Consider the following 12,158-nt stretch of genomic DNA (forward strand, 5'->3'; position numbering starts at 1 on the left):
GGCACTTTGCTGGGTGCTGACCTGGCGGGTGATGTCGCTGGCGAACTTCACCACCTTGTACAAGCGGCCCTTGCTGTCGAAGATCGGGTTGTAGGACGCCTCCAGGTAGACCGTCTGGCCATGTTTGTCGATGCGCTGGAAACGGTGCGAATGGTATTCGCCTCGGTTGAGCGACGCCCAGAACTCGCGGTATTCGGCCGATTCGCGCTCATGCGCCAGGCAGAACAGCCCGTGATGGCGGCCGACCACCTCGTCCAGGCGATAGCCCATGGTGTCGAGAAAGTTCTGGTTGGCCTTGATCACCCGGCCCTGCGGCGTGAATTCGATCACCGCCATGGAGCGGCTGATGGCCTTTAGCAGGCTTTCGCTCTCGTGCTCCTCCACCACCCGCTGACTGATGTCGGATGCCACCTTGATCACACTGCTGACCTGGCGCTGCTCATCCAGTACCGGCATGTAACTGGCTTCCAGCCAGACTTCGCGGCCAGCCTTGTCGATGCGCTCGAAGGTACCGCTGATAGCCTTGCCCTGCCCCAGTTCACGCCACAGTTGCTGGTATTCGGCGCTTTTCGCGTAGTCCGGATCGCAGAACAGCCGGTGGTGCTTGCCGCGCAACTCATCGGCGCTGTAGCCCATGGCCTGGCAGAAGCGCTCGTTGGCATCGAGTATTGTGCCGTCGGGGGCGAACTCGATCATCGCCATCGAACGGCTGATCGCCGCCAGTTTGGCCTGCAAGCTGGCCAAGGCCTGATGACTGCGCTGGATCTCTACCAGGTCGGACTTGCGGTGGAAATCGAACATGACGCCGGGCTCCTGTATGCGCGGTGTCCTGAGCATAGTTCGCCTGGTGTAAGTCGTGTTTTTTGTGGCGCCTGTGAAATCGAGCGCCGCCCGCGCGGCGCATCGCGAGCGAAGCTCGCTCCTACATTTGTTTCGGGCCAGTAACGCCTGCACCAGCGCGCGCGACCGCCTTGTTTGTTTCGCACGATATCGAGGTGGACGCCAAAGGGCCGCGCGCCTCTGCCTCAGGAATAATTGGCCCGAAACAGATGTAGGAGCGAGCTTCGCTCGCGATGCGCCGCGCGGGCGGCGCTCGGTCTCGAAACCACCCCACCCCTCAAGACGAGCTCAGGAACTCTCTCGCACCATCAACTCAAAGCCCAGGTCCTGCTGCGCATTTGCTACCCGCTTGCCATCGAGCAACGCCAGCAGCGCCTGAGCCGCGCCGCGCCCCACGGCGGCCCGAGGCGTGCGAATCGAAGTCAGCCGCGGCACCATGTGCGCCGAAGCCGGCAGGTCGTTGAAACCGACCATCGCCACCTGTCGCGGTACCTCCACGCCCTGGCGCAATGCCTGCAGCACCGCGCCCTGGGCCAGGTCGTCGTTGCAGAAGAAGATACCGTCGACATCCGGCGCCTGCTGCAGCAGCTGGCTGAACAGCGCGCCGCCCAAGGCGATGGAAGAAGGCTCCGGCGCCAGCACCTCCAGCTCGGCCGCCTGCAAGCCGGCCTCGGCCAACGCCTGGCGGAACCCCTCGGCACGCTGCATCACCCGCGGGTCGAGCTGCGCGGCAATGAATGCCAGGCGCTTGCGCCCGCGCTCGATCAGGTGGCGGGCCGCAGCGCGCCCGGCCTGCTGCTGCGAAAAGCCGACCGACAAGGCCCCGGCCTCGCCATTCAGTTCCATCATGTGCACGCAGGGCACGCCACTGGCCGCCAGCATCTGCCGCGATCCCTCACTGCGCTCGAAACCGGTCAGCAGCATGCCGCAAGGCTGGTAGGCCAGGTAATTGCGGATCAGGTTCTCTTCCTCGGCAAGGTCGTAGTGATAGTTGCCGATCAGCACCTCGAGCCCGCGCGGGCGCATGACCTCATGAATGGCTTCCAGGGTGTCGATGAACAGCTGGTTGGACAGCGACGGAATCAACACCACCACCGACTGGCTGCGTGCCGAAGCCAGGGCCCGGGCCGCCGGATTGGCCACATAACCCAGGCTCGCTGCAGCCGCAACGACCTTTTCGACCAGCTCTGGCGCGACCGTGCTGACCCCACGCAGGGCGCGCGAGGCGGTAATCGGGGAAACCCCGGAAAGCTTGGCAACTTCTGCCAGGGTGGGACGACCTGTGGTACGGGAGCCGGTGCGGGACATGAGTGTTGTAATTTTACTACTTGCAAGGAAAGGGAACGGCCACTAAGGTAGCGCTGTCTCAGGACGCAGGCAATGTAATCTTTGGTAGCCGCCATCACGCGCTCGCCGCCAAGCGTCCATACTGCGTAAGGACAAGATCAATAACACCGGGGAGGTGGCTGTTCGTCGACGACGAGACAGCGCTGTCTCACCCGCAGGAGGTACTGATGAATTCTCCCCTGTCCGCCATCGTGGTGATGGGCGTGGCCGGTTGCGGCAAAAGCTGCATCGGCGCTGCCATTGCCGCCCGAAGTGGCGGCCGCCTGATCGAAGGCGACGCTTTCCACCCTGCCGAAAACATCCGCAAGATGAGCGCTGGCATCCCTCTGGACGACAGCGACCGTGCCGGCTGGCTGGTGCGTCTTGGTCAGGAACTACAAGCCACGACCCAGGCTGGGGACCGTCCGATCCTGACCTGTTCAGCCCTCAAGCGCCGCTATCGCGACACCCTGCGCGATGCCATGCCGGGGCTGGTGTTCGTGTTCCTCGAACTGTCGCCCGCCGAGGCCGAAAAACGCGTGCTGGCCCGCCCCGGGCATTTCATGCCGGCGAGCCTCATCGACAGCCAGTTCGCTGCGCTGGAACCGCCACACGGCGAACCCCTGACCCTGGCGCTTGACGCCACCCAGCCCATCGAAGCGCTTGCCGAAGCGGTGGACAGCTGGCTAAAGGGCCGCGGTGAGCGGGGCCTGGCACAAACGGCCTGACCTTGCCGACTTTCCTGGTTCACTAAAGACAGCGCTACCCTGCCCCGTAAACGCGCGCAAAGTTCCAAAAAAGCTACGCCAAAACAACGATAAGACCGAGGCCTTCAAACCATGTTCGGACTGGCTACTGATACCTTCCTGCTGCTCGACGCGCTGGTTACCATCGTCGGGCTGATCCTGCTGATCACCCACTTCAAAGTTCACCCCTTCGTCGCCCTCACGATCGCGGCCGGCTTCCTTGGCCTGACCTCCGGCATGCCGGTGGCCAAGGTCATGAAATCGTTCCAGGATGGGTTTGGCGGCGTGCTGGGCTTCGTCGGCATCGTGCTCGCCCTGGGTACCATGCTCGGCAAGCTGATGGCCGACTCCGGGGGCGCCGACCAGATCGCGCAAACCCTCATCCGCGCCTTCGGCAAGAAGAACGTGCACTGGGCCATGATGTTCGCCGCCTTCCTGGTGGGCATCCCGCTGTTCTTCGAGATCGGCTTCGTGCTGCTGATTCCACTGGTGTTCATCGTCGCCCGGCGCTCGGGCGTGTCGCTGATCAAGATCGGCATTCCGCTGCTGGCCGGCCTGTCGGTGGTGCACGGCCTGGTGCCCCCGCACCCGGGCCCACTGCTGGCGATCGGCATCTTCCATGCCGACATCGGCAAGACCATCTTCTATGGCCTGATCGTGGCATTGCCTACCGCCATCATCGCCGGCCCGCTGTTCGGTAACTTCATTTCCCGCTACATCCCGGGTACCCCGTCCCAGGAACTGATGGACCAGATCGCCAAGGAGTCCGACCAGGGCAACCTGCCGAGCTTCACCATCACCCTGGTCACCGTGCTGCTGCCGGTGGTGCTGATGCTGCTGAAGACCTTCGCCGACGTGGTGCTGCCCGCCGAGCACATCGTGCGCCAGTGGATGGACCTGATCGGCCACCCCATCACCGCCCTGCTCGCCGCCCTGCTGCTGGCCTTCTACACCTTCGGCGCGGCCCGTGGCTTCAACCGCCAGCAGATCATGAAGATGCTTGACCAGAGCCTGGCTCCGACCGCGGCGATCGTGCTGATCGTGGGTGCCGGTGGCGGCTTCAAGCAGATGCTGGTGGACACTGGCGTGGGCAATGTGATCGGGCAGATGGCCGTGCAGGCGGAGATTTCGCCGATCATGCTGGCCTGGCTGGTAGCGGCGGTAATCCGCATCGCCACCGGTTCCGCCACGGTCGCCACCATCACCGGCGCGGGCATCGTCGCACCGGTGATCGACCTGGTGCCGGGGGTCAACCGTGAACTGCTGGTGCTGGCCACCGGTGCAGGTTCCTTGATCCTGTCCCATGTCAACGACGCCGGCTTCTGGCTGGTGAAGCAGTACTTCAACATGACCGTGGCGGAAACCTTCAAGACCTGGAGCATGATGGAGACCATCCTGTCGATCGTCGGCATCATCTTCATCATGTTGCTGTCGCTGGTGGTGTAACCGTTGATCGGGGTAATGGCACCTTGAAGCTTCGGGTAGGGCCGAAGGTAAGTATCAGCCCTACCAGAAGCAAAGGAGCCTGCCATGCCCCGCTCAAGCATCCTGCTGATTGCCCTGCTCGCCACGCCGCTGGCCCTGGCTGCCGGCACCGGCCCCACCTACCCCGACGACCCGCACAACCCGGCGCCCAAGCCGGGCGCGGACAGCACCCTCAACCCGATCGAAAAGCCCATGCCGCGGGATACCGACCCACGCATAAAGGGCAACGACCCGGACAGCCCGCCAGCTGAACAGAATGACAACCGGGATTTGCCGGGGATGGATGGCAGTGGCTCGGAAGGTACCGGGCGGCAGGGAGCAGCCGATACCCAGCGTTGATCAATGATCCTGAATGTTTCGCGGCCCCTGTGGGAGCGGCTTTAGCCGCGAAGAATCCAACGCGGTGCATGGCACCGGCTGCGCCGGTGTTCGCGGCTAAAGCCGCTCCCACAGGGGCCCTGCTGGTTCAATGGGTTATGCGCAGCCCTGTACGCCCCTTTAGCCGATGCTCACCACTGGCGCTTGTCCGGCCTGGTCAGCCCCAGCTTCTCGATCCGGTAACGCAGCATGTCCCGCGACAGCCCGAGCATGCGCGCCGACTTGGTCACGTTCCAGTCCGTGCGGTCCAGGGTCTTGCAGACCAGATCGCGCTCCATGTCCGGCAGGCTGGTGCCGAGCTCCGGTTCGTGCCGGGGCATTTCGAACACCGCAGGCGCCGCCTGCTGCACCAGCGGCTCGTCGATCAGGGTCATGCACAGGTTCAGCTGATGCGCCTGTACCACCTCGTTCGGTGCCAGCAGCACGGTCTGCTCCAGCATGTTGCGCAGTTCGCGCACATTGCCTGGCCAGCTGTAACCGAGCATCAGCTTTTCCGCCTCGGCGCAAAAGCGCAGGTTCGGTTTGCCATAACGCCGCCCATGATGGGCCAGGAAATGCCGCGCCAGAAGCAGCACGTCCTGCCCGCGGGAATACAGGCGCGGCACCTTCAGGGCAATGATGCGCAGGCGGAAGAACAGGTCGCGGCGGAACTTGCCCTGCTGCACCATCTGCTCCAGGTTGCAGTTGGTAGCACTGATCACCCGCAGGTCGACCTTGCGCTCCTTCACCGCGCCGATCCGGCGGATGCTGCGGTCTTCCAGCAACTTGAGCAGCTTGGCCTGCAGCACCAGGTCCATCTCGCCAATCTCGTCGAGGAACAACGTGCCGCCATCGGCAGCTTCCACCAGGCCCACCCGACGCTCCTTGGCATCGGTAAAGGCGCCCTTCTCGTGGCCGAACAGTTCGGCCTCCAGCAGGTTGGCCGGGATCGAGGCGCAGTTGAACTCGATGAACGGCCCCTTGCTGCGCGACCCATCGAAGTGCAAGGCGCGGGCCACCAGCTCTTTACCGGTACCGGTCTCGCCTTCGATCAGCACCGGTGGCAAGTCGTCGCTGGCCATGCGCCGCTCGGCATCCAGCACCTGGCGCAGGGTGTGCTTGAGGGTGAGCATCGCCGGTGATTCGCCGATCAACGCCTGCAAACCGGACTTCTGCGCCTCGCGCTCCTGGTAGAACGACAACGTGCGCTCCATGCGTTCAGCGGCCAGCGCCTTGTCCAGGGTCAGCTTGAGCTCGGCCAGCACCACCGGCTTGCTCAGGTAATGGAAGGCACCCTCCTTCATTGCCTGCACGGCATCTTCGACATTGCCATAGCCGGTCATCATGATCACTTTCAGGTTCGGTACCTGCGCCACCAAGGTGCGCAGCAGGTCGTGCCCGCTCATGCCCGGCAGCGAGTTGTCGGTCAGCACCGCATCGGGCTGGGCCCGCTTGATCTGCTCCAGCGCCAGCTCCGCGCTGTTGCATACGGTGACCTCGAAGCCCTTGAGGCTGAGGTAGGTGCGAATGTTGTCGGCGAGAATTTCATCATCCTCGACTACCAGGATGCTGTGCTCCATGGTCCCCTCCCGCTGCGATATTGAATGTGAGGCTTACGCGGGTTCCTTCCTCTTCGCGGCTGCTCAGGCTGACCGAGCCGCCAAAACGTTCCATGATGCGTTTGACCAGGGCCAGGCCTACGCCGAGGCCGCCCTGCTTGGTGGTGTAGAACGGCTTGAACACCATCCGTTCCTGCTGCTGGCTCATGCCCTTGCCGGTATCGCTAAGGACGAATTCGGCACGCTGCCCATCCTGCGCATTGACCTGGGCGCGCAACATGCCGCCTTCGGGCATGGCTTCCAGGGCATTGGAGAACAGGGTGTTGAGAATTTGCGTGAGCTGTAGCGGCTGGCTGGCCACCCATTGTGACCCGGGCCCTTCGTAGCAGAAACGCACGCCGTTGCGTTCGATCTGCTGGGCGAAGGCCAGGTGGGTATCCTCTATGGCCGTCACCAGGTCTACGGCCTCGGCCTCGTCACTGGTCGGGCGCAACGACACCAGCAGGTCCCGCACCCAACGCGACATGCGGTCGACCTGGCTGATGATGTCGGTGATGTTCTTCTGCGCCGCGGGGTTGGCGATTTCCTGGGCCAGCTCGGCGCTGGAGCGAATGTTGGCCAGCGGGTTGCGCAAGCTATGCGCCACCGCCGAGGACATCTCGCCCAGGGCCACATAGGTTTCACTGGCCACCAGCCGGTCCTGCTGCAAGTGCAGCAACTGCGCCGCGCGGCGCACGATCCAGAACAGGCCGAAGTAGATCAGCGCCCCGCCCACCAGGGTCGAGGCCCAGATCAGCACGTAGCCGCGCTGGATGCGCCGGACCAGGTCCTGCGGCTCCTTGTAGATTTCCACCATGGCCAGCACCTGCTCACCCTGGCTGTCGAACAGCGGGATGTAGTTCTCGATGAACAGATAGCGTGGCTCACGCTGGAACTTCTGCTCTTCGCGATCATCCTCGGCCTGGTGGTAGCTGGCCGACACCGCCTTGCGCGAGCGGAAGGCGCGGTCGAGGTCGCCATCGGCCTCGATGCGCTCGCCGATCAGCTCCGGGTTGGTCGACCAGACGATGGTGCGGTCGCGGGCATAGACGTTGGCCAGCAAGATGTCCGGCAGGTGCTCGACATGGTCGAGGAACTCGACCCGGGTCGATTCGGCCAGCGCCGGGGTGAACTGCAAGTGCTGCTGGTCCAGGCGCGCGTCAAGCAACTCGCCCATGGTGGTGCCCGGCGGCAGCTGCGAATGGCGCACCTCGGCCTGGGCCATAGCCTGAATGAACTGGGCGGTGAGCATGGCATCGCGCTCGACGCTGTCGCGTACCACGAAACGTGTCGACACATAACCCAGCCCGCCCGCCACCGAAGCGATGATCAGCAGGCTGATGACCGAAAACCAGCGCAGCAGATTGAATTCGCGCAAGGGCACGGCCACACCGGTGGCGGTAGTACTGGCGTTGTCGGGAACTTTGTTTTCCAGCATCTGCATCGCATGCTTCCCGCGCAGGGCGTCCGTTCAGAAATGCATCAAGGCTACGAACAATAGCCAATTGATAGCACTCCACCCGTGCAGCCGCAGCTGCCATTTTGTCGTGTGTTGCGCTCTGCCTGGTCCATTGCAAGAACTCCGCCAGCCATCTGACAAATCATTTTTATTGTTATTTTTCAATCATTTACAAACAACTCATAAATTGACATGGAGGAACAACCCCCACATTTGGGGGTTTTTACCCAAAAAACATAATTTCTTTATAATCAATAAGATATATGCATTAATTAATGTAAATCATGAGTTTTGAACAACCGGAAACTCAACAAAACCCGGGTGCCATGGCCTTCACTGCTGCTGAGCCGGACGGTGCCGCCGAAACGTTCCATGATGCGCTTCACCAACACCAGGCCTACACCCAACCCTCCCTGCTTGGTGGTGAAGAAAGGCCGGAAGGCCATGCGCTGCTGCTCTTCGGTCATGCCTTTGCCGTTGTCGGACAGGCGCAGGGTCAGGCTACGCCGGTCATGGCGCACCACCTCGACCCGCAACCGCCCACCCTGCTCCATCGACTCCAGGGCGTTGGCGATCAGACTGCTGAAAATCTGCCGCAGTAACGCCGGGTGCCCCAGTACCTGCACCGCGGGTAACGGTTGCAGGTCCAGGCTCACGCCGCTGCGCGCAAGCGGCACCGCATAGGTCTGCAGGCTTTCCTGCAATGCCAGCGGCAAATCCACCGCCACTGCCTCATCGTTGAGCGGGCGCAATGACTGCAACATCTGGCGAATCCACTGCGACATGCGGTCGACCTGGCTGATGATGTCGTTGACATTGCGCTGCGCCGGGCCATCGTCGAACGCCTGGGCCAGTTCGGCACTGGAGCGGATGCTGGCCAGCGGGTTGCGCAGGCTATGGGCCACCGCCGAGGACACCTCACCCAGTGCCTCGTAGGTTTCGTTGTTGATCAATCGCTTCTGCTGCACCGCCAGCAGACGCGCGGCGCGGTGCATGATGCCGTACAGGCCGACGAAGACCAGGCCGGCGCCGACGGTGATCGCCAGCCAGATCAGGATCAGGCCATGCTCGATGCGCTCGATCAGGTCATGGGGCTCCTTGTAGATCTCGACCATCGCCGTGACCTGCTCACCATCAGCATCGAACAGCGGAATGTAGTTCTCGATGAACAACTGCTCAGGTGGGCTGACGAACTTCTGCTCGGCGCGGGCCTGTTCGAAGTTGTGGTAGCTGGCCGAGACTCGCATCTTGTACTCGAAGGCCTGCTCCAGGTCTTCGTCGCCTTCGATCAGCTTGCCAACCAGCGCCGGGTTGCTGGACCAGATCACCGTCCGGTCCGGGGCATAGATGTTGGCCAGCAGCATGTCGGGCAGGTGGGCGATGTGGTCGAGGAACTCGCCACGCGCCCTGCGCCGGGCGTCCGGGTCGACATCAAGCAGGTTGGCGCGGTCGGTGCGCGGATCGAGCAGTTCACCCATGGTGCGCACATTTGGGATCGACACATGGCGCACTTCGGCATCGGCGATGGAGGTGATGAACTGTGCGGTGAGCAAAGCATCGCGCTCGATGCTCTCGTCGATGATGAAACGGCTGGAAATCAGACCCAGCCCGGCCGCCACCGAGAGGATGATGGCCAGGCTGACCCAGGCGTACCAGCGCAGCAGGTTGAACGGCTTGCGTGGGGTGGCCAACTCGCTACCGGCAAGTACTTCCATAGTGTCGGAACGAGGGGCGATGTCCATGGCGGACTCCACAACTGGGCACCTTCAGAAGGTTATAGCCCACAGTTGGGGAAACCATCGGGTTAGCTTGGCGGCATCCGCCGAAGGGTATTGTTTCCTTCTCTTTTTTTGCGAGTGCGCCTGCCAGGTAGAAAACCCAGATGCTGGCGCGCTCCCACAGGGAAAGTTGCAAAGACTAATCACCCACCACCCCCTGCAACCTGCGGTACTCCCGCAGCACATTGGGCACATAGCGCCGGGTCTCGGCGAACGGCGGTACCCCGCCACGGCGCAGTACCGCGTCAGGACCGGCATTGTAGGCCGCCACGGCCAAGGTGATGTCATTGTCGAACAAGTTGAGCATGCGCTTGAGGTAGCGGGCCCCGCCTTGCACGTTGTCTTCCGGGTCCAGGCGGTTTTCCACGCCCATCTCGCGGGCGGTATCCGGCATCAGTTGCATCAACCCCACCGCGCCCGCCGGTGAACGGGCTTTGGGGTTGTAGCCGGACTCGGCCTTGATCACCGCATGCAGCAACGCCGGGGGCACATCGTAGGTGCGCGCCGCGGCGGCGACCAGCTTGGCGTACGGACGGCCGGTTATAAGCTGCGCATTGGCGGGGCCGGCCAGGGTCTTCGGCTCGCTGATCACCGTTTCATAGAGGCGCCCGGGTCGATGGACGTTGGTCAGTATGTAGCTGCCTTTGGCATCGATGGAAATGTACACATCGGCCTGGGCAGCACCTGCCACCAGCCAGATCAAACCGAGAATGAGTCCACGCATGTCGGTCGCCTCTTCGTGGTCCCCCAATGTTGGGGAATATGCCCCGGAAAATCCGCGGTCAATGACCACGACGCAAGCACTGTGCCGCTTTCCGTACCGCATGCTGCAAGGCCCCGAGGCAGGCGTGCACGGCTGTTGCATGGGGCCTGCAAAAGCTTGTCCCCATGCAGCGGAGGGCTTCACCATGCAGCGCAGAACCAACCCCCAACATGGTTTCACCCTGCTTGAACTCCTGGTGGTGCTGGTAGTGCTCGGCCTGCTGGCCGGTATCGTCGCGCCCAAGTACTTCAGCCAGCTCGGTCGCTCCGAGGCCAAGGTGGCGCGGGCGCAAATAGAGGGGCTGAGCAAGGCCCTGGACCTGTACCGCCTGGAAGTCGGCCACTACCCCAACAGTGAGCAAGGCCTGCAGGCCCTGGTGGTTGCCCCCAGTGGCGAAGCCCGCTGGACCGGCCCGTATTTGCAGAAGGCCGTGCCGCAGGACCCGTGGGGCCGCCCGTACATCTACCGGCAACCCGGCGAAAATGGCGGCGAGTACGACCTGCTGTCGATGGGCAAGGATGGCCAGCCCGGTGGCGATGGGGAAAACGCCGAAATCACCAGCTGGCAATAGGGGGAGCGGCCATGCGCTACAGCCTCAAGGCCCTGGGCAGGCAGGGTGTGGTGCAGTTGCAGATCGACGCCGAGGACGCCGACCAGGCCCGCCGCCAGGTCGAGGACCAGGGCCTGCGCGTGCTCAGCCTGCGTGGCCACGGCGGCGCCTTGCGCGGCATGGCCTGGCGCCGCGAGGCAAGTTTTGACCTGGTACTGTTCAGCCAGGAACTTTCGACCCTGCTCAACGCCGGCCTGCCGCTGATCGATGCGCTGGAGAGCCTGGCGGAAAAGGCACCCGCAGCCGCAACGCGCAAAGTGCTCGCCGAGCTGGTCCGCCAACTGTACGAAGGCCGCTCGCTGTCCCAGGCCCTGGGCCAGCAGCCACGGGTGTTCCCACCGCTGTACGTGGCGCTGGTGCAGTCCAGTGAGCGTACCGGCGCGCTCGGCGACGCCCTCGCCCGCTACATCAGCTACCGCCAGCGCCTGGACCTGGTACGGCAGAAACTGGTGGGTGCCTCGGTCTACCCGTTGCTGCTATTGCTGGTGGGCGGTGGCGTGGTGCTGTTCCTGCTTGGCTACGTGGTGCCGCGTTTCAGCCAGGTATTCGAGGGCATGGGCTCCGAACTGCCCTGGCTGTCACGGTTACTGATGCAGATCGGCCTGTTCCTGCATGCCCAGCAGCTGCCGCTGGCGCTGGGCAGCCTTGGCGCGGTCACGGCGCTGTGGCTGCTGCGCCGCCAGCCACGGGTGCGGCGCTGGGCTTCCTGCCAGGTCCGGCGCCTGCCGGCACTGCACCAACGCCTGATGATATACGAACTGGCGCGCTTCTACCGCTCGCTGGGCATCCTGCTGCAAGGTGGCATCCCCATCCTCACCGCCATGGGCATGGCCCGTGGTTTGCTCGGCAGTGCCTCAGCCCAGGGCCTGGAGCAGGCCAGCCAGCGGGTCGGCGAAGGGTTGCCGCTGTCCGACGCGCTGGAGGCCGGGCAACTGGTCACGCCGGTATCACTGCGCCTGCTGCGGGCCGGCGAGCAGTCCGGCAACCTGGGCGAGATGCTGGAGCGCTGCGCCGACTTCCATGACCAGGAAATCGGCCGCTGGGTGGAATGGTTCGTCAAGCTGTTCGAACCGCTGCTGATGACCTTCATCGGCCTGCTGATCGGCCTGATCGTGATCCTGATGTACATGCCGATCTTCGAACTGGCCTCGAGCATTCACTGAAGCGCCAGGCCCCAGACTGCCGCGCGCACAGGT

At 63.5% G+C, this 12,158-nt stretch carries 10 protein-coding genes and 1 pseudogene; 5 read left to right on the plus strand and 6 right to left on the minus strand.

The window, feature by feature from the left end; translation table 11 throughout:
- Positions 1 to 18: 18 nt before the first annotated feature.
- Both ACIQYU_RS12565 and ACIQYU_RS12570 read right to left on the minus strand, forming a co-directional pair.
- A pseudogene (locus ACIQYU_RS12565) lies at positions 19 to 837 on the minus strand (PAS domain-containing protein); the annotation flags it as partial.
- 291 nt (positions 838 to 1,128) lie between these two features.
- Positions 1,129 to 2,148 carry a LacI family DNA-binding transcriptional regulator gene (locus ACIQYU_RS12570; protein ID WP_207832587.1) on the minus strand — a complete coding sequence of 340 codons (1,020 nt, stop codon included), beginning with the start codon at positions 2,146 to 2,148 and terminating at the stop codon, positions 1,129 to 1,131.
- A gap of 206 nt (positions 2,149 to 2,354) precedes the next feature.
- Between ACIQYU_RS12570 and ACIQYU_RS12575 the strand changes: the two genes are divergently transcribed.
- The 3 genes from ACIQYU_RS12575 (at position 2,355) to ACIQYU_RS12585 (ending at position 4,736) form a co-directional block, all read left to right on the plus strand.
- Positions 2,355 to 2,894: a gluconokinase gene (locus tag ACIQYU_RS12575; RefSeq protein ID WP_402800118.1), complete on the plus strand. Its 540-nt coding sequence runs from the start codon at positions 2,355 to 2,357 to the stop codon at positions 2,892 to 2,894.
- Positions 2,895 to 3,005: 111 nt separating this feature from the next.
- Entirely contained in the window at positions 3,006 to 4,358 is a 1,353-nt protein-coding gene (locus tag ACIQYU_RS12580; protein ID WP_063914215.1) for a GntP family permease, read from the plus strand.
- 84 nt (positions 4,359 to 4,442) lie between these two features.
- A complete protein-coding gene (locus tag ACIQYU_RS12585) occupies positions 4,443 to 4,736 on the plus strand; it encodes a hypothetical protein (RefSeq protein ID WP_207832585.1) in 294 nt (97 codons plus the stop codon).
- Between the two features lie 170 nt (positions 4,737 to 4,906).
- On the opposite strand, the gene ACIQYU_RS12590 is transcribed toward ACIQYU_RS12585, so the two are convergent.
- The 4 genes from ACIQYU_RS12590 to ACIQYU_RS12605 form a co-directional block, all read right to left on the minus strand.
- Complete coding sequence (locus ACIQYU_RS12590; RefSeq protein ID WP_207832584.1) at positions 4,907 to 6,334, minus strand: sigma-54 dependent transcriptional regulator; 1,428 nt, start codon at positions 6,332 to 6,334, stop codon at positions 4,907 to 4,909.
- Entirely contained in the window at positions 6,303 to 7,796 is a 1,494-nt protein-coding gene (locus tag ACIQYU_RS12595) for a HAMP domain-containing sensor histidine kinase (protein ID WP_207832583.1), read from the minus strand. Before ACIQYU_RS12595 ends, ACIQYU_RS12590 begins: the two co-directional genes overlap by 32 nt.
- 287 nt (positions 7,797 to 8,083) lie before the next feature.
- The gene (locus ACIQYU_RS12600) at positions 8,084 to 9,553 is read right to left on the minus strand and encodes a HAMP domain-containing sensor histidine kinase (protein ID WP_233687670.1); all 1,470 of its coding nucleotides are present in this window, start codon (positions 9,551 to 9,553) and stop codon (positions 8,084 to 8,086) included.
- Between the two features lie 175 nt (positions 9,554 to 9,728).
- Entirely contained in the window at positions 9,729 to 10,313 is a 585-nt protein-coding gene (locus ACIQYU_RS12605; protein WP_207832581.1) for a lytic transglycosylase domain-containing protein, read from the minus strand.
- A 184-nt stretch (positions 10,314 to 10,497) separates the two neighbouring features.
- Here ACIQYU_RS12605 and gspG point away from each other — a divergent pair, with 184 nt between their 5' ends.
- Positions 10,498 to 10,923, plus strand: coding sequence for a type II secretion system major pseudopilin GspG (gene gspG / locus ACIQYU_RS12610; RefSeq protein ID WP_063914221.1), 426 nt, complete (start codon positions 10,498 to 10,500; stop codon positions 10,921 to 10,923).
- An 11-nt stretch (positions 10,924 to 10,934) separates the two neighbouring features.
- On the plus strand, positions 10,935 to 12,125 hold the full coding sequence (locus ACIQYU_RS12615; protein WP_402800130.1) for a type II secretion system F family protein: 1,191 nt from the start codon (positions 10,935 to 10,937) through the stop codon (positions 12,123 to 12,125).
- The last annotated feature ends 33 nt before the right edge of the window (positions 12,126 to 12,158 follow it).

The organism is Pseudomonas sp. NPDC096925, assembly GCF_044762545.1.
Lineage (GTDB): Bacteria > Pseudomonadota > Gammaproteobacteria > Pseudomonadales > Pseudomonadaceae > Aquipseudomonas.

Bases quoted from the DNA above. Each gene is read 5' to 3' on its own strand.
- ACIQYU_RS12570 (WP_207832587.1), bottom strand. From the start codon at position 2,148: ATGTCCCGCACCGGCTCCCGTACCACAGGTCGTCCCACCCTGGCAGAA.
- ACIQYU_RS12575 (WP_402800118.1), top strand. From the start codon at position 2,355: ATGAATTCTCCCCTGTCCGCCATCGTGGTGATGGGCGTGGCCGGTTGC.
- ACIQYU_RS12580 (WP_063914215.1), top strand. From the start codon at position 3,006: ATGTTCGGACTGGCTACTGATACCTTCCTGCTGCTCGACGCGCTGGTT.
- ACIQYU_RS12585 (WP_207832585.1), top strand. From the start codon at position 4,443: ATGCCCCGCTCAAGCATCCTGCTGATTGCCCTGCTCGCCACGCCGCTG.
- ACIQYU_RS12590 (WP_207832584.1), bottom strand. From the start codon at position 6,334: ATGGAGCACAGCATCCTGGTAGTCGAGGATGATGAAATTCTCGCCGAC.
- ACIQYU_RS12595 (WP_207832583.1), bottom strand. From the start codon at position 7,796: ATGCAGATGCTGGAAAACAAAGTTCCCGACAACGCCAGTACTACCGCC.
- ACIQYU_RS12600 (WP_233687670.1), bottom strand. From the start codon at position 9,553: ATGGACATCGCCCCTCGTTCCGACACTATGGAAGTACTTGCCGGTAGC.
- ACIQYU_RS12605 (WP_207832581.1), bottom strand. From the start codon at position 10,313: ATGCGTGGACTCATTCTCGGTTTGATCTGGCTGGTGGCAGGTGCTGCC.
- gspG (WP_063914221.1), top strand. From the start codon at position 10,498: ATGCAGCGCAGAACCAACCCCCAACATGGTTTCACCCTGCTTGAACTC.
- ACIQYU_RS12615 (WP_402800130.1), top strand. From the start codon at position 10,935: ATGCGCTACAGCCTCAAGGCCCTGGGCAGGCAGGGTGTGGTGCAGTTG.